The sequence below is a fragment of the Geodermatophilus sp. SYSU D01036 genome (assembly GCF_054050435.1).
Genome location: NZ_JBJGZJ010000002.1, coordinates 301,044 through 317,564, shown reverse-complemented (window position 1 = coordinate 317,564; position 16,521 = coordinate 301,044). Strand labels below are relative to the sequence as shown.

At 75.6% G+C, this 16,521-nt stretch carries 13 protein-coding genes; all 13 read right to left on the bottom strand.

Annotated elements, in window-relative coordinates; all coding sequences use genetic code 11:
* Positions 1 to 123: 123 nt before the first annotated feature.
* The 13 genes from ACI8AR_RS03930 to ACI8AR_RS03870 all read right to left on the bottom strand — a co-directional run bounded on the left by ACI8AR_RS03930 (position 124) and on the right by ACI8AR_RS03870 (position 16,504).
* Complete coding sequence (locus ACI8AR_RS03930; protein WP_457049811.1) at positions 124 to 1,611, bottom strand: glutamate synthase subunit beta; 1,488 nt, start codon at positions 1,609 to 1,611, stop codon at positions 124 to 126.
* Positions 1,604 to 6,268, bottom strand: a complete 4,665-nt coding sequence (gltB, locus tag ACI8AR_RS03925) for a glutamate synthase large subunit (RefSeq protein ID WP_457049810.1) — start codon at positions 6,266 to 6,268, stop codon at positions 1,604 to 1,606. The genes ACI8AR_RS03930 and gltB overlap by 8 nt, the downstream gene beginning before the upstream one ends.
* A 316-nt stretch (positions 6,269 to 6,584) precedes the next feature.
* Positions 6,585 to 7,535, bottom strand: a complete 951-nt coding sequence (gene lgt / locus ACI8AR_RS03920) for a prolipoprotein diacylglyceryl transferase (protein WP_457049809.1) — start codon at positions 7,533 to 7,535, stop codon at positions 6,585 to 6,587.
* A complete protein-coding gene (gene trpA, locus ACI8AR_RS03915) occupies positions 7,532 to 8,329 on the bottom strand; it encodes a tryptophan synthase subunit alpha (protein WP_457049808.1) in 798 nt (265 codons plus the stop codon). The genes lgt and trpA overlap by 4 nt, the downstream gene beginning before the upstream one ends.
* The gene (gene trpB, locus ACI8AR_RS03910; protein ID WP_457049807.1) at positions 8,326 to 9,702 is read right to left on the bottom strand and encodes a tryptophan synthase subunit beta; all 1,377 of its coding nucleotides are present in this window, start codon (positions 9,700 to 9,702) and stop codon (positions 8,326 to 8,328) included. Before trpB ends, trpA begins: the two co-directional genes overlap by 4 nt.
* A gap of 44 nt (positions 9,703 to 9,746) precedes the next feature.
* Positions 9,747 to 10,556 carry an indole-3-glycerol phosphate synthase TrpC gene (gene trpC / locus ACI8AR_RS03905; RefSeq protein WP_457049806.1) on the bottom strand — a complete coding sequence of 270 codons (810 nt, stop codon included), beginning with the start codon at positions 10,554 to 10,556 and terminating at the stop codon, positions 9,747 to 9,749.
* A 59-nt stretch (positions 10,557 to 10,615) separates the two neighbouring features.
* Positions 10,616 to 11,272: a Trp biosynthesis-associated membrane protein gene (locus ACI8AR_RS03900; protein WP_457049805.1), complete on the bottom strand. Its 657-nt coding sequence runs from the start codon at positions 11,270 to 11,272 to the stop codon at positions 10,616 to 10,618.
* Entirely contained in the window at positions 11,269 to 12,777 is a 1,509-nt protein-coding gene (locus tag ACI8AR_RS03895) for an anthranilate synthase component I (RefSeq protein ID WP_457049804.1), read from the bottom strand. The genes ACI8AR_RS03900 and ACI8AR_RS03895 overlap by 4 nt, the downstream gene beginning before the upstream one ends.
* Complete coding sequence (gene hisI / locus ACI8AR_RS03890) at positions 12,764 to 13,138, bottom strand: phosphoribosyl-AMP cyclohydrolase (RefSeq protein ID WP_456938849.1); 375 nt, start codon at positions 13,136 to 13,138, stop codon at positions 12,764 to 12,766. Before hisI ends, ACI8AR_RS03895 begins: the two co-directional genes overlap by 14 nt.
* Positions 13,139 to 13,191: 53 nt before the next feature.
* A complete protein-coding gene (locus ACI8AR_RS03885) occupies positions 13,192 to 13,863 on the bottom strand; it encodes a hypothetical protein (protein ID WP_457049803.1) in 672 nt (223 codons plus the stop codon).
* On the bottom strand, positions 13,860 to 15,512 hold the full coding sequence (locus ACI8AR_RS03880; protein WP_457049802.1) for an FAD-binding dehydrogenase: 1,653 nt from the start codon (positions 15,510 to 15,512) through the stop codon (positions 13,860 to 13,862). The genes ACI8AR_RS03885 and ACI8AR_RS03880 overlap by 4 nt, the downstream gene beginning before the upstream one ends.
* 10 nt (positions 15,513 to 15,522) lie before the next feature.
* On the bottom strand, positions 15,523 to 16,053 hold the full coding sequence (locus ACI8AR_RS03875) for a hypothetical protein (protein WP_457049801.1): 531 nt from the start codon (positions 16,051 to 16,053) through the stop codon (positions 15,523 to 15,525).
* A 37-nt stretch (positions 16,054 to 16,090) separates the two neighbouring features.
* Positions 16,091 to 16,504: a hypothetical protein gene (locus tag ACI8AR_RS03870; protein WP_457049800.1), complete on the bottom strand. Its 414-nt coding sequence runs from the start codon at positions 16,502 to 16,504 to the stop codon at positions 16,091 to 16,093.
* Positions 16,505 to 16,521: the final 17 nt, after the last annotated feature.

Sequence of the window (16,521 nt, the reverse complement as noted above, 5' to 3'; positions counted from 1 at the left end):
GGGCCCGGCCCCTGGGTGGTCCGACGAGCGGGGGCCCGGAGGGTCCCCCGAGGAGGACACGACCGCGGGGCTCCGCCTGGTGGGACGGCACGTGGCCGCGGTGCGGTCCGGAGGACCGCGGTGTTACCGCAGCGCCACCGCGGTCGGGGTGACCGGCCGGGGCAGCATGGAGCTGCCGGTCAGCCACTGGTCGACAGCGCCGGCGGCGGCGCGGCCCTCGGCGATGGCCCACACGATCAGCGACTGGCCGCGGCCGGCGTCGCCGGCCACGAACACGCCGGGCACGGTGGACATGAACTCGCCGTCGCGGGCGACGTTGCCGCGCCCGTCGACGTCGAGACCCAGCGCCTCGACCAGGCCCTCGCGCTGCACGCCGGTGAAGCCCATGGCCAGCAGGACCAGCTGGGCCGGCAGCTCGCGCTCGGTGCCCTCGACCTTCTGGAACCGGCCGTCGACCCTCTCCACCTCGTGGATGACCAGGGCGCGCACGCGGCCCTCGTCGTCGCCGAGGAAGCGCTCGGTGTTGACCGAGTACAGCCGCTCGCCGCCCTCCTCGTGCGCCGAGGAGACCCGCATGATCATCGGGTAGGTCGGCCAGGGGTTGCCCTCGGCCCGCTTGTCCGGCGGCGCGGGCATGATCTCCAGCTGGGTGACCGAGCGGGCGCCCTGCCGGTGCGAGGTGCCCAGGCAGTCCGCGCCGGTGTCGCCGCCGCCGATGATCACGACGTCCTTGCCGTGGGCGGAGATCGGCGGGTCGTCGAGCTCGCCGAGCGCCTGCCGGTTGCCGAAGGGCAGGAACTCCATCGCCAGGTGGATGCCGTCGAGCTCGCGCCCGGGGGCGGGCAGGTCGCGGCCGATGGTGGCGCCGGCGGCGATCACGACGGCGTCGTGCTCCCCGCGCAGCTGCTCGGCGGAGAGGTCGCCCTCCCCCGACCCGCCGACCTCGACGCCCGTGACGAAACGGGTGCCCTCGGCGCGCATCTGGTCCAGCCGCCGGTCCAGGACGGCCTTCTCCATCTTGAACTCGGGGATGCCGTACCGGAGCAGCCCGCCGACCTTGTCCGCCCGCTCGTAGACGGTGACGTCGTGCCCGGCGCGGGTGAGCTGCTGGGCCGCGGCGAGGCCGGCCGGCCCGGACCCGACGACGGCGACCTTCCTGCCGGTGCGCTCGGCCGGGGTCTGCGGCTCGACGTACCCCCGCTCGAAGGCCTGGTCGATGATCTCCCACTCGATCTGCTTGATCGTGACCGGCGAGTCCTGCAGGTTCAGCACGCAGGCGCCCTCGCAGGGGGCCGGGCACAGCTTCCCGGTGAACTCCGGGAAGTTGTTGGTCGCGTGCAGCCGCTCGATCGCGTCGCGCCAGTCGTCCCGGCGGGCGAGGTCGTTCCACTCCGGGATCAGGTTGCCCAGCGGGCAGCCGTGGTGGCAGAACGGGATGCCGCAGTCCATGCACCGCGCGGCCTGCTGGCGCAGCGCGGCGACCGGGTAGACGCCGTCCTCCCCGTTCTGCCGGGAGAGGTAGACGTCCTTCCAGTCGAGGATGCGGACGTCGACCGGCCGCCGGGGCGGCAGGGCCCGCTCGTACTTCAGGAACCCCGTGGAGTCAGCCACGTGCGGCCTCCATCACTGCTCGATCCACATCCGTGCCCGCGGCCTCGGCGGCGCGCCGGGCCTCGAGAGCGCGACGGTAGTCGCGCGGCATGATCACGCTGAACTGCTCGGACCAGCGGCCCCAGTCGGCCAGCAGGGCCGCCGCGACCGGCGACTCGGTCTCGGCGTGGTACCGGACCAGCACGTCGCGCAGCCACTGCGCGGACTCGCCGTCCAGCGGCTCGACGTCGACCATCTCCGGGTTCACCCGGTGCCGGGCGAGGTCCAGGACGTAGCCGATGCCGCCGGACATGCCGGCCGCGACGTTGCGGCCGGTGGGCCCGAGGATCACCGCGCGGCCGCCGGTCATGTACTCCAGCGCGTGGTCCCCGGCGCCCTCGACGACGGCCAGCGCGCCGGAGTTGCGGACGCAGAACCGCTCGCCGACCCGCCCGCGCAGGAAGATCTCCCCGCTGGTGGCGCCGTAGCCGATGACGTTGCCGGCGATGACGTTGTCCTCGGCGGCGAAGGTCGCCTCGAGCGCCGGGCGGACGACGATCCGGCCACCGGACAGGCCCTTGCCGACGTAGTCGTTGGCGTCGCCGAGCAGCCGCATGGTGACGCCGCGCGGCACGAAGGCGCCGAAGGACTGGCCGGCCGACCCGGTGAAGGTCAGGTCGATCGTGCCGTCGGGCAGGCCCTCGCCGCCGAAGCGGCGGGTGACCATCGAGCCGAGCATGGTGCCGACGGTGCGGTTGACGTTGCGCACCGGCAGCTCCAGGCGCACCGGCCGCGCGTCGAGCAGGGCGCCCTCGCACAGCTGGATCAGCGTCTGGTCCAGCGCGACATCGAGGCCGTGGTCCTGGGTGCGGACCGCCCGGCGGGACGCCCCCTCGGGCAGCTCGGGCTGGGCGAGCATCGGCGAGAGGTCCAGGCCGCTGGCCTTCCAGTGGTCGACCGCGCGCCGGGTGTCGAGCAGCTCGGTGTGCCCGACGGCCTCGTCGACCGAGCGGAAACCCAGCTCGGCGAGGTACTGCCGGACCTGCTCGGCGAGGAACTCGAAGAAGGTGACGACGAACTCCGGCCGCCCGGTGAACCGCTTGCGCAGCTCCGGGTTCTGGGTGGCCACGCCGACCGGGCAGGTGTCCAGGTGGCAGACCCGCATCATGATGCAGCCCGACACCACCAGCGGAGCGGTGGCGAAGCCGTACTCCTCGGCGCCGAGCAGCATCGCGACGAGCACGTCGCGGCCGGTCTTCATCTGGCCGTCGGCCTGCACCACGATCCGGTCGCGCAGCCCGTTCGCGAGCAGCGTCTGCTGGGTCTCGGCCAGGCCGAGCTCCCACGGCGAGCCGGCGTGCTTGAGCGAGGTCAGCGGGGCGGCGCCGGTGCCGCCGTCGTGCCCGGAGATCAGGACGACGTCGGCGTGCGCCTTGCTGACGCCGGCCGCGACCGTCCCCACCCCGACCTCGGCGACCAGCTTGACGTTGACCCGCGCCTCGGTGTTCGCGTTCTTGAGGTCGTGGATGAGCTGCTTGAGGTCCTCGATCGAGTAGATGTCGTGGTGCGGCGGCGGGCTGATCAGGCCGACGCCCGGCGTCGAGTGCCGGGTGCGGGCCACCCACGGGTAGACCTTGCCGCCGGGCAGCTGGCCGCCCTCGCCGGGCTTGGCGCCCTGCGCCATCTTGATCTGGATGTCGTCCGCGTTGACCAGGTACTCGCTGGTCACGCCGAAGCGGCCGCTGGCCACCTGCTTGATCGCCGAGCGGCGCAGGTCGCCGTTCGGGTCGGGCACGTAGCGGTCGGGGTCCTCGCCGCCCTCACCGGTGTTCGACTTGCCGCCGAGCCGGTTCATCGCGATGGCGAGGGTCTCGTGCGCCTCCTGCGAGATGGAGCCGTAGCTCATCGCGCCGGTCTGGAAGCGCTTGACGATCTCGCTGGCCGGCTCGACCTCCTCGAGCGGCACCGACGGGCGCACGCCCTTCCTGATCTCGAACAGGCCGCGCAGCGTCGCGGCCTCCTCCGACAGCGCGTCGACGGTGTCGGTGTAGCGCCGGAACACCTCGAACTGCCGCGAGCGGGTGGCGTGCTGGAGCAGGAACACCGTCTCGGGGTTGAACAGGTGCACCTCGCCCTCGCGGCGCCACTGGTACTCGCCGCCGGTCTCGAGCCGCCGGTGCGCGCGCTCGGTGGGGTTCTCCGGGTAGGCGCGCCGGTGCCGCATGGCGACCTCCTCGGCGAGGACGTCCATGCCGACGCCGCCGAGGGGACAGGAGGTGCCGGTGAAGTACTCGTCGACGACGTCCTGGGACAGGCCGACGGCCTCGAAGATCTGCGCCATGGTGTACGAGCCGACGGTGCTGATGCCCATCTTGCTCATGACCTTGAGGACGCCCTTGCCGAGCGCCTTGACGACGTTGCGCACCGCCTGGGCGGGCTGCACGCCGGTGAGGACGCCGTCGCGGATGAGGTCCTCGATGGACTCGAAGGCCAGGTAGGGGTTGACCGCGGCTGCGCCGTAGCCGAGCAGCAGCGCGACGTGGTGCACCTCGCGGCAGTCGCCGGACTCGACGACCAGGCCGACCTCCATGCGGGTGCGCTCGCGCACCAGGTGGTGGTGGACGGCGGCGGTCATGAGCAGCGACGGGATCGGCGCGCGGTTCTCGTCGCAGTCGCGGTCGGACAGCACGATGACCCGCGCGCCGGCCGCGATCGCCTTGCTGACCTTGTTCCGCAGCTCCTCGACCGCCTGCACCAGCGCGGGGCCGCCGCCGGTGACGTCGAAGTGGCCGGTGATCCGGACGGCGGCGAAGCCGGGCAGGTCGCCGTCGTCGTCGATGTGCAGGATCTTGGCCAGCTCGTCGTTGTCGATGACCGGGTAGGGCAGGTACACCTGCCGGCAGGAGGCCGGGGTGGCCGTGAGCAGGTTCTGCTCGGGGCCGAAGGTGCGCCCGAGGCTGGTCACCAGCTCCTCGCGGATGGCGTCCAGCGGCGGGTTGGTCACCTGGGCGAACAGCTGCCCGAAGTAGTCGTAGAGCTGCCGCGAGCGGTCCGACAGCGCGGCGATCGGGGTGTCGGTGCCCATGGAGCCGATCGGCTCGGCGCCGGTGGCGGCCATCGGCGTGAGCAGGACGCGCAGCTCCTCCTCGGTGTAGCCGAACAGCTGCTGGCGGCGCACCACCGACTCGTGGCTGGGCCGCGCGCGCCGCCGCTCGGGCAGCGAGGGCAGGTGCACCAGGCCGGCGTGCAGCCAGTCCTCGTAGGGGTGCTCGGCGGCCAGGGCGCCCTTGACGTCCTCGTCGGACACGATCCGCCCGGAGGCGGTGTCGACGAGGAACATCCGGCCCGGCTGCAGCCGGCCCTTGGCGACGACGTCGCCGGCCGGGATGTCGAGGACGCCGGCCTCGCTGGCGAGGACGACGAGGTCGTCCCTGGTGTGCCACCAGCGGCCCGGGCGCAGGCCGTTGCGGTCGAGGACGGCGCCGATGAGCGTGCCGTCGGTGAACGCGACGCAGGCCGGCCCGTCCCAGGGCTCCATGATCGAGGAGTGGAACCGGTAGAAGGCCCGGCGGGCCGGGTCCATCTCGTCGTGGTTCTCCCACGCCTCCGGGATCATCATCAGCACCGCGTGCGGCAGCGAGCGGCCCGACAGGTGCAGCAGCTCGAGCACCTCGTCGAAGGTCGCCGAGTCGCTGAAGTCGCTCGCGGTGACCGGGAAGACCCGGTCCAGGCCGAGCTCGGAGGCCGGGCCGGCGGGGCCGTCGAACAGCTCGGTCTCGAGCTTGGCCTCGCGGGCGCGCATCCGGTTGCGGTTGCCCTTGATGGTGTTGATCTCGCCGTTGTGGGCGATGAACCGGAACGGGTGCGCCAGCGGCCAGCTCGGGAAGGTGTTGGTGGAGAACCGGCTGTGCACCAGCGCGATCGCCGACTCGTAGCGCTCGTCGCGCAGGTCGGGGAAGAACGCGGGCAGCTGGTCGGTGGTCAGCATGCCCTTGTAGGTGATGGTGCGGCTGGACAGCGAGACGACGTAGAGGGAGCTGCCGGCCTCGCGGGCCTCCCGCTCGGCGCGCTTGCGCAGCACGAACGAGCGCCGCTCCAGCCGGGTGACGCCGTTGACCTCGCGCGGGCCGCCGAAGGCCTGCTGGTCGGCGCGGGCGCCCATGGTCTCGGCGACGAACAGCTGCCCGAAGTGCGGCATGACCGCGCGGGCGGTGGGACCGAGGTCGGCGCCGTCGGGGTCGACCGGCACGTCGCGCCAGCCGAGGACGGTCAGGCCCTCCTCGGCGGCGATCCGCTCGACGTCGGCGTAGCGGGCGGCCCGCTCCTGCTCGTCGACCGGGAGGAAGGCGATGCCGACCGAGTACTCGCCGAGCGGGGGCAGGTCGAAGTCGACGCCCGCCCGCAGCAGCGCGTCGGGCACTTGGGTCAGGATGCCGGCGCCGTCCCCGGAGTTGGGCTCGGAGCCGGCGGCCCCGCGGTGGTCGAGGTTGTGCAGCGCGGTGAGGCCGGCGGCCACGATCGCGCGGGAGCGGCGGCCGCGGGCGTCGGCCACGAAGGCGACGCCGCAGGCATCCGAGTCGTTCGCCGGGTCGTAGAGACCGGAGGCCGCGGGCGTCGCCGAGAAGGGGACGGCCGAGCCGGCGGTGGTGCGGGGGGCGGGGGTGCGGGACCCGGACATGATCACTCCCGTCGTCGGCCTGCGCGCGGTCCCGGGAGGACGTCGCGGGGCGCGGGGCCCGGCCGGTGGTCAGAGGGTGCGGTGCACGGAAGCAGTGGAGGACAGCGGAGCCGGTGACCGGCCGGGACACGGTGGCCCGGACAGGCGGAGGACCGGCGGCCCCACGGGTGGTTGCGCGGGGTCGTCGTCCCGCGGGGCAGCGCTGGCCCGGTTACGACGCGAGCGACCCGCCGGGATCACCGGCCGGTCTGGACAGGAGGGTACACAGCGGCGGGACCCGGCCCACCGCCGCGAACCGATCCGTCGGCGCGTCCTGTCAGGGCGTCCCCGGCGCGTCGTGAGACCGGTCACCCCGCCGCTCCGCAGCGGGCGCGTCGGTGCTGGTCGGGGCGTCGTCGGCGGTGCCGGCGTCGGCGGCCGGGGTGTCGTCGTCGTCACGTCCGCCGCCGGCGTCCCGGTCGAGGACCTCCCGCGGGCGGCCCCGCTGCCAGACCATGTAGGCCACGGCGAGCAGGCCCACCACGATGCAGGTGAACACGTTGAGCCGGACGCCGAAGAAGCGGTTGGCGTCGTCGATGCGCAGGACCTCGATCCACAGCCGGCCGGCGCAGTACAGCGCGACGTAGAGCGCGAACGCACGGCCGTGGGACAGCCGGAAGCGGCGGTCGGCCCACACCACGACGGCGGCCGCGGCGAGGTTCCACAGCAGCTCGTAGAGGAACGTCGGGTGGAAGGTGGCGAACGCCTCGTAGCCGTCGGGGCGGTGCGCGAGGTCGATCTCCAGGCCCCAGGGCAGCGTGGTGGGCCCGCCGAACAGCTCCTGGTTGAACCAGTTGCCCAGCCGGCCGACCGCCTGGGCCACCAACAGGCCGGGGGCGATGGCGTCGCCGAAGGCCGGCAGCGGGATGCCGCGGCGGCGGCAGGCGATCCAGGCGCCGACGCCGCCGAGGGCGATCGCGCCCCAGATGCCGAGGCCGCCCTCCCAGATGGCGAACGCCCGCAGCGGGTCGCCGCCCTCCCCGAAGTAGGGCTGCGGCGTCGTGATCACGTGGTAGAGCCGGCCGCCGAGGATGCCGAAGGGCACCGCCCAGATCGCGATGTCGAGCACCTCGCCGGGCCGCCCGCCGCGGGCCACCCAGCGCCTCTCGGCGATCCAGCAGGCCGCGACGATGCCGGCGATGATGCACAGCGCGTAGGCGCGCAGCGGGAACGGCCCGAGGTGCCACACCCCCTGGGCCGGGCTCGGGATGCTGGCGAGGACGGTCACGCCACGGCCACCCGGCGGCGCACGCCCGCGGCGAGCTCCTCGGACAGCCGGCGCACGCCGTCGGCGCCGCGGCCCTCGAGCAGCTCCCGCACGTACGCCGACCCGACGATGACGCCGTCGGCGAAGCCGGCCACCTCGGCGGCCTGGTCGCCGTTGGAGACGCCGAGGCCCACGCACACCGGGACGTCGGTGACCGCGCGGGTGCGGGCGACCAGGCGCTCGGCGGCGTCGCCGACGGTGGCGCGGGTGCCGGTGACGCCCATCGTGGACGCGGCGTAGACGAACCCGCGGCAGGCCGCGGTGGTCGACGCCAGCCGCGCGTCGGTGGACGACGGCGCGACGAGGAAGACGCGGTCGAGGTCGGCGGCCTCGGCGGCGGCCAGCCACGCGGCGGCCTCGTCGGGGATGAGGTCGGGCGTGATCGCGCCCGCTCCCCCGGCCGCGGCCAGGTCGGCGGCGAACCGCTCGACGCCGTAGCGCTCGACCGGGTTCCAGTAGCTCATCACCACCGGCACCGCGCCCGCGGCGTCGACCGCCTCGACGGCGCGCAGCACGTCGCGCATGCCGACGCCGGCGCGCACGGCGGGCTCGACCGCCTGCTGGATGACCGGGCCGTCCATGCCGGGGTCGGAGTACGGGACGCCGATCTCCACGACGTCGGCCCCGCCCTCGACCGCCGCGACCATGGCCGCGATCGAGTCGTCCACGCTGGGGTAGCCCACCGGCAGGTAGGCGACCAGCGCGGCGCGGCCCTCGGCGCGGGCGGCGCGGATGCGCTCCTCCAGCCGGCTCATGCCTGGCTCCCCGCGGCCTGGCCGGGCACCGCGTCGCCGGACGCGACGGCGCCCTCGGTGGGCTGCTGGTGGGTGTCCATGCCGGGCCCGGGGTCCACCTCGTCGCGGTCGCCGAGGCCGAACCAGCGCGACGCGGTCTCGACGTCCTTGTCGCCCCGGCCGGAGAGGTTGACCAGCAGCAGCGGCGGTTCGCCTCCCCGCCCACCGTCCCCCTGGGCCACCAGCTCGCGGCCGAGCCGCATGGCGCCGGCGAGGGCGTGCGCGGACTCGATCGCCGGGATGATGCCCTCGGTCCGGCACAGCAGCGCGAAGGCCTCCATCGCCTCGGCGTCGGTGACCGGGCGGTACTCGGCCCGGCCGACGTCGTGCAGGAAGCTGTGCTCCGGGCCGACGCCGGGGTAGTCCAGCCCGGCGCTGATCGAGTGCGACTCGATCGTCTGGCCGTTGTCGTCCTGCAGCAGGTAGGAGCGGGCACCGTGCAGCACGCCGGGAGCTCCCCCGGTGATCGTCGCGGCGTGCCGGCCGGTCTCGACGCCGTCGCCGCCGGCCTCCAGGCCGACCAGGCGCACGCCCTCGTCGGGGACGAACGCGGTGAAGATCCCGATGGCGTTGGAGCCGCCGCCGACGCAGGCGAGGACGGCGTCGGGCAGCCGGCCCTCCCGCTCGAGCACCTGGGCGCGGGCCTCGTCGCCGATCACCCGCTGGAAGTCGCGGACCATCGCCGGGAACGGGTGCGGGCCGGCGACGGTGCCGAAGACATAGTTGGTGGTCTCGACGTTGGTCACCCAGTCGCGGAAGGCCTCGTTGATGGCGTCCTTGAGGGTGCGCGAGCCGGTGCTCACCGGGATCACCTCGGCGCCGAGCAGCCGCATGCGGGCGACGTTGAGCGCCTGCCGGCGGGTGTCCTCCTCGCCCATGTAGATCGTGCAGGACAGGCCCATGAGCGCCGCGGCGGTCGCGGTGGCGACGCCGTGCTGGCCGGCGCCGGTCTCGGCGATGACCCGCTGCTTGCCGATCCGCCTGGTGAGCAGCGCCTGGCCCAGCACGTTGTTGATCTTGTGCGAGCCGGTGTGGTTGAGGTCCTCGCGCTTGAGCAGCACGCGGGCGCCGCCGCAGTGCTCGGCGAAGCGCGGCACCTCGGTGACCGGGCTCGGACGGCCGGTGTAGTCGCGCTGCAGGGCGGCGAACTCGGCGACGAACGCGGGGTCGACCCGCATGGCCTCGTAGGCCTCGGTCAGCTCGTCGAGGGCCGCGATCAGCGCCTCGGGGACGAACCGGCCGCCGAAGACGCCGAAGTGACCGGTGGCGTCGGGCCACGCCGGGCGCGCCGGGTCGCTGCGCTGCTCGGGCGGGTGGACGGCACTCGTGGTCATGCCCCCCAGTGTCCCGCGCGGCGACCCCCAGGTGGTGGAGGGGGTCAGCGCGTGGTGCGCGGGACCGCGGGGTGCGAGCCGGCGGTGACCAGGTCGGCGACCGCCTGGCGCGGGTCGCCGGCGGTGACCAGGCCCTCGCCGACCAGCACCGCGTCGGCGCCGGCGGAGGCGTAGGCGATGAGCTCGCGCGGGCCGCGGACGCCGGACTCGGCCACCTTGACCACGCCCGAGGGCAGCCCGGGCGCGATCCGCTCGAACGTGCCGAGGTCGACGTCGAGCGTGGTGAGGTCGCGGGCGTTGACGCCGATCACCGAGGCGCCGGCGGCCAGCGCGCGGTCGGCCTCGGCCTCGGTGTGCACCTCGACCAGCGCGGTCATGCCCAGGGACTCGACCCGCTCGAGCAGGCCCAGCAGCGCGTTCTGCTCCAGCGCCGCGACGATCAGCAGGACGACGTCGGCGCCGTGGGCGCGGGCCTCGTGCACCTGGTAGCTGCTGACCACGAAGTCCTTGCACAGCACCGGCACGTCGACGGCGGCGCGGACGGCGGCCAGGTCGGCGTGCGAGCCGCCGAAGCGGCGCCGCTCGGTGAGGACGCTGATCACCCGGGCGCCGCCGGCGGCGTACTGGGCGGCGAGGACGGCGGGGTCGGGGATGTCGGCCAGCGCGCCCTTGCTCGGGCTGCGGCGCTTGACCTCCGCGATGACGCCGACGCCGGGCTCGCGGAGCGCGGCCAGGGCGTCGCGGGCGGGGCGGGCGTCGCGGGCGGCGGCCCGGACCTGGGCCAGCGGGGTGGCCGCCTCGCGCGCCGCGACGTCCTCACGGACGCCGGCGACGATGTCGTCGAGGACGGTCACTCCGCCTCCTCGCTGCTCGGTCGGCCGGTCCGGTGCCGGTCGGGACGGGTGGACCCACCCTAGCGACGGCGGCCCCGGGGTCCGGCCGCCGGGTCACCGGCCGGGCCCGGTGTCGCGTCGTCCGCGGGGTCGGCGGGGTCGGCCGTGGGGTCGTCGCCGCGGTCGAGGGCGCGCCAGGCGTCCAGCGCCCGGTCCTCGGCGGTGCGGGCGCGGGCCGGGGCCGGCGCGGCGGCCGCGCCGGGTGTCCGCTCGTAGCGGCGGCCCATGGCCGGCCAGCGCCGGCCGCGCACCGCGACCAGCACCCCGGCGGCCAGCGCGACGACGGCGGCTCCCAGGCACAGCACCGGCCAGGCCGCCGCGAGGTCGGCGGTGCGCCGCTCCCCCGGCGCCGCCGCGGTCGTGTCCACCCCGCCGGCCAGCACGCGCACCGACGACCAGGCCAGCGCCGCGCCCGCCAGCGCCACCAGCGCCCCCACCGCGACCCGCCCGGCGCCGCGCACCGCGAGGACGGCGACCGCCGCGGCGAGCAGCAGCAGCCCCGCGGCGGGCACCAGCGGCGCCACGGACGACCCGGTGAGCGTCTCGGTGACCGGCGGCAGCGGCGGGCGGCGGGCGGCCGTGACCGTGGCCCAGGTCTGCCCGCCCGCCGACAGCGCCAGCCCGCCGGCGACCGCGCAGCCGGCGAGCGCCGTCCCCAGCTCCCGCCGGGCGTTCACCGCACCTCCCGCATGCCCTCCGCGGTCGCAATCGCCGAGAGCACCGCCCGCGCCTTGTGCCGGGTCTCGGCCTCCTCGGTGGCGGGGTCGCTGTCGGCGACGATCCCCGCGCCGGCCTGCACGTACGCCCGGCCCTGGTGGAGCACCGCGGTGCGGATGGCGATCGCCATGTCCATGTCCCCACTGGCGTCCAGGTAGCCGACGGTGCCCGCGTACAGCGCCCGCCGGGTGGGCTCCAGCGACTCGATGATCTCCATCGCCCGCGGCTTGGGGGCGCCGGAGACGGTGCCGGCCGGGAAGGTCGCGTCGAAGACGTCGAGCGCGTCGCGGCCGGGCGCCACCTCGCCGCCGACGGTGGAGACCAGGTGCATGACGTGGCTGTAGTACTCGATCCGCATGAAGTCGGGCACCTCGACGGTGCCCGGCACGCACACCCGGCCCAGGTCGTTGCGCGCGAGGTCGACGAGCATGACGTGCTCGGCGCGCTCCTTGGGGTCGGCGAGCAGCCCCTCGGCCAGCCGCAGGTCCTCCTCCTCGGTGGCGCCGCGCGGGCGGGTGCCGGCCGGGGGGTGGACGACGGCCGAGCTGCCGGTCACGGTCACCAGCGCCTCCGGCGAGGAGCCGACGACGTCGAAGGGCGTCTCCCGGCCGGCGAAGCGCAGCAGGTACATGTACGGCGAGGGGTTGGTGGCCCGCAGCACCCGGTACAGGTCGAGCGCGTCGACGTCGGTGTCGGTCTCGAACCGCTGGGCCAGCACGACCTGGAAGGCGTCGCCGGCGCGGATGTGCTCGCGCACCGTCTCCACCCCGGCCTCGTACTGCCCCGGCGCCATTGTGCTGCGCACCGGCGGCGGCTCGGCGGGGGTGAACGTGGCCACGCCCGGCGGCACCGCCTTGGTGAGGTCGGCGGCCATGGCGTCGAGGCGGGCGACGGCGTCGTCCCAGGCCGTGTCGGCGTCCCCGGAGCCGGTCAGGGCGTTGGCGATGAGCAGCACGGTGCCGTCGGTGTGGTCGAGGACGGCGAGGTCGGTGACCAGCGCCAGCGACAGCTCGGGCATGCCGAGGTCGTCGGCGGCGGTGACCGGCAGCCGCTCCAGCCGCCGGACGACGTCGTAGCCGAGGTAGCCGACCAGCCCGCCGGTCAGCCGCGGCAGGTCCTCCCGGCGCGGCGAGCGCAGCCGGCGGGTCAGCGTGCGGACCGCGGCCAGCGGGTCCTCGGGCAGGTCGTCGGTGAGCCCGGGCAGCGGGTCGCCGAGCCACAGCGTCCGGCCGTCGCGCTCGGTGAGGACCCCGGCGCTGCGCACGCCGACGAAGCTGTAGCGCGACCAGCGCTTGCCCTGCTCGGCCGACTCGAGCAGCACGGTGCCGGGCCGGTTGCCGGCCAGCTTGCGGTAGATGCCGACGGCGGTCTCGCCGTCGGCCAGCAGCCGCCGGGTGACCGGCACGACCGGCTGGTCGAGGGCGGCGAAGGCCTCGCGGGAGGGGCTGGTCTCACCGAGCCGCACGGGGAACCTCCAGGTCGCGGTGGAAGCAGCTGCGCTCGCCGGTGTGGCAGGCCGGGCCCTCCTGGTCGACGAGCACCAGCAGCGCGTCGCCGTCGCAGTCCAGCCGCACGTCGCGGACCCACTGCCGGTGGCCGGAGGTCTCGCCCTTCACCCAGTACTCCTCGCGGCTGCGCGACCAGTAGGTGGCCCGGCCGGTGGTCAGGGTGCGGTGCAGCGCCTCGTCGTCCATCCAGGCGACCATGAGGACCTCACCGGTGTCGTGCTGCTGCACGACGGCGGCGACCAGCCCCGCCGGGTCGCGGCGCAGCAGCGCGGCGACGGCGGGGTCGAGGGCGGAGTCGACGGCGGGCACGGCGGGCATGCCGGCGATTCTCCCCCGCCGCGGGGACCGGCCGGGTCAGCGCCCCCGCGCGGTCACCCCGCGGCCGGTGGCGCGTCCGCGCCGGCGACCCACCGGCGGACCGCGCCGGCCAGCAGCAGGCCCAGGCCGACGGCCGGGGCGGCGGCGTAGAGCAGCACGCCGACGACGAGCACGCCGGTCGGGTCGGAGCCCGCGAGGTCGGCGAGGGAGGTCAGCCGGACCAGCCAGTAGACGGCCAGGGCGAGTTGCACGCCGAAGCCGACGAGCAGCGTCGACCACACCCCCGGGCTGCGCCGGTTGAGCACCAGCACCCCCGCGACGACCAGCAGGACCGCCGAGAGCAGCTGCACCGCCGACAGCACGGTGACCTCGGTGACCAGGGCGGAGACGTCGTCGCTCCCGCCGCCGGAGTGGTCGGGGATGCTCGCGAACAGGCCGAACGCGCTGGCCAGCAGCAGCACGTAGGCCGACGACAGCGCGACGACGGCGGCCTGCACGAAGGCGAGGACCGCCGCGGCGACCACCTGCCCCGGCCGGCGCGGCCGCCGCGGCACCGGCGGGCCGTAGGCGGGCCAGTACGGCGCGGCCGGCCAGCCCGGCGCCGGCGCGTACGGCCCGTACACCGGGGGCGGCGCGGCGTACGGGGCGGTGACCGGCGGCCCCGCGTAGGCGACCGGTTCGGTCCCCGCGGCCGGGTCGGCCCAGGGGCTGCCGGGCGGGCTCACAGGGCCGCCGCCAGCGCCCGGCCCGCGACGCGGCCGGAGAACAGGCAGCCGCCGAGGAAGGTGCCCTCCAGCGACCGGTAGCCGTGCATGCCGCCGCCGCCGAAGCCGGACGCCTCCCCGGCCGCGTACAGGCCGGGGAACGGCTCGCCGCTCGCGCGCAGCACCCGGCCGGACAGGTCGGTCTCCAGCCCGCCGAGGGTCTTGCGGGTGAGCAGGTTGAGCCGGACGGCGATGAGCGGGCCGGCCGCGGGGTCGAGCAGCCGGTGCGGCGGGGCCACCCGGATGAGCTTGTCGCCGAGGTAGCTGCGGGCGCCGCGGACCGCGGTGATCTGCAGGTCCTTGGTGAACGGGTGGGCCACCTCGCGGTCGCGGGCGACGACCTCGCGCTCCACGGTCTCCAGCGACACCTCGGGCGCGCCGCCGGTGATCCGGTTCATCCCGGTGACCAGCTCGGGCAGCGACGTCGCCGTCACGAAGTCCTCGCCGCGGTCGAGGAATGCCTGCACGGGCGCGGAGACGCCCGCCTTGACCCGGCCCAGCAGGAGCCGGACGTCCTTTCCCGTCAGGTCGGGGTTCTGCTCGGAGCCCGACAGCGCGAACTCCTTCTCGACGATCTTCTTCGTCGTCACGAACCAGGTGTGCTCGTACCCGGTCTGCCCGATGTGGGCGAGGGTGCCCAGGGTGTCGAAACCGGGGAACAGCGGGACCGGCAGCCGCTGCCCGGTCGCGTCCAGCCACAGCGAGGAGGGGCCGGGCAGGATCCGGATGCCGTGCCGCGCCCACACCGGGGAGTGGTTGGCGATCCCCTCGGTGTAGTGCCACATGCGGTCGCGGTTGATCAGGTTGGCGCCGGCGGCCTCGGTGGCCTGCAGCATGAGCCCGTCGACGTGCGCGGGCACGCCGGACAGCAGCCGCTGCGGCGCGGGGCCCAGCCGGGCCGGCCAGTTCTGCCGGACCAGGTCGTGGTTGCCCCCGATGCCGCCGGAGGTGACGACGACGGCCTGCGCGGCGACCTCGAAGTCCCCGACGGCGGTGCGCGAGCTGGCCTCGCCGCGGGCGGCGCCGCTGGGCTCGAGCACCTCGCCGCGGACGCCGGTGACCGCGCCGTCGGTGACGACCAGCGAGGTCACCCGGTGCCGGAAGCGCAGCTCGACCAGCCCGCGCTCGACGGCGGCGCGGACCCGGCGGGCGAACGGCTCGACGATGCCGGGGCCGGTGCCCCAGACGATGTGGAACCGGGGCACGGAGTTGCCGTGGCCGGTGGCGGTGTAGCCGCCGCGCTCGGCCCACCCGACGACGGGGAAGAAGCCGACGCCCTGCTCGCGCAGCCAGGCCCGCTTCTCCCCCGCCGCGAACTCCAGGTACGCCTCGGCCCACTGCCGGGGCCAGTGGTCCTCGGCGCGGTCGAAGGCGGCGGTGCCGAACCAGTCCTGGCGGGCCAGCTCCAGCGAGTCGTGCACCCGCAGGCGGCGCTGCTCGGGCGAGTCGACGAGGAACAGCCCGCCGAAGGACCACCACGCCTGCCCGCCGAAGGACGCCTCCGGCTCCTGCTCGACGAGCACCACCCGCCGGCCGGCGTCGGCCAGCTCGGCGGTGGCCACCAGCCCGGCCAGGCCGGCCCCCACCACGACGACGTCTGTGTCGATCACGGCGGGCACGCTAGCGGGCGCGGCCGCCCCGGGGGGTCCGCCCCGGCTGCACCGGGGCCGGTGTCGCCCGGCCGGGACGGGTCCACTCCCGGATCGGGCGGCGCACCGTCAGCGCCAGGCAGCCGGCCGGGCCGACCAGCAGCGCCAGCGCCCAGCCGGCCGACGAGCCGTCGCCCAGGGCGCCGAAGAGCAGGGCCACGCCGAGCAGCAGGAGCAGCGGCAGCACCGCGGCCACGGCGAGCACCCGCCACCCGCGGCCCCGGCCCAGCCACACCAGCACCGACCCGGCGACCGCGAGCACCGCCAGTCCGGCGGAGGCGGCGAGGTACCAGCCCCAGCCCGGGGGCAGCCCGTCCCAGAGCAGCCGGCCGAGGTAGAGGTCCTCGGCGGCGACGAGCAGGCCGAACACCGCGGCGAACGGCGCGGTGAGCGGGCGGCCGGACGCGGGGGGCGGGGCGGTCCGCCGGACGGCCGACGACGGCGCGGGCGCCGCCCGCGGGGAGCGGCGGGTCGTCGTCCGGCGGGGCGGGGACGACGGCATGCCGGTCAGCGTAGGAGCGCCGGCTGGGCGGCCCCCGTCAGCCCGTGCGGCGCCGCCCGGCGAGCCAGGCCGTCACCCGGGGGCTGAGCGCGAGGCCGGCGGCCACCAGCGGGCAGACGGCCACGACGACCGGCGCGGCGCCCACGTCCTCGCCGACCGCGGCCGCCGTCGCGATGACGAGGAGGGCGAAGCCCAGCGAAGCCACGGCGCCCAGGAGCAGCGGCCACCGGCCCCGGCGGGAGACCAGCCAGACGACGCCGAAGACCTCGATCACGGGCAGCAGGAGCAGCGCGTAGACCCACCACTCCCGGACGTCGTCGGACTGCACGCCGCCGAGGACGAAGGGCAGGACGGTGACCAGGGCCAGCGGCAGCACGCCGATGGCGCCGACCGCCGCGGCGGCGATCGCCGTGCCGGGCATGCGGGAGGGGCTCGTGGACGACGCGGTCACACCGCGGAGCCTAGGAC

What these genes read in the sequence shown, in the direction of transcription:
- hisI (WP_456938849.1), bottom strand. Translation starts at nt 13,138, where the DNA reads ATGCCCGCCGTGCCCGCCGTCGACTCCGCCCTCGACCCCGCCGTCGCC.
- trpA (WP_457049808.1), bottom strand. Translation starts at nt 8,329, where the DNA reads ATGAGCCGGCTGGAGGAGCGCATCCGCGCCGCCCGCGCCGAGGGCCGC.
- trpB (WP_457049807.1), bottom strand. Translation starts at nt 9,702, where the DNA reads ATGACCACGAGTGCCGTCCACCCGCCCGAGCAGCGCAGCGACCCGGCG.
- gltB (WP_457049810.1), bottom strand. Translation starts at nt 6,268, where the DNA reads ATGTCCGGGTCCCGCACCCCCGCCCCCCGCACCACCGCCGGCTCGGCC.
- ACI8AR_RS03875 (WP_457049801.1), bottom strand. Translation starts at nt 16,053, where the DNA reads ATGCCGTCGTCCCCGCCCCGCCGGACGACGACCCGCCGCTCCCCGCGG.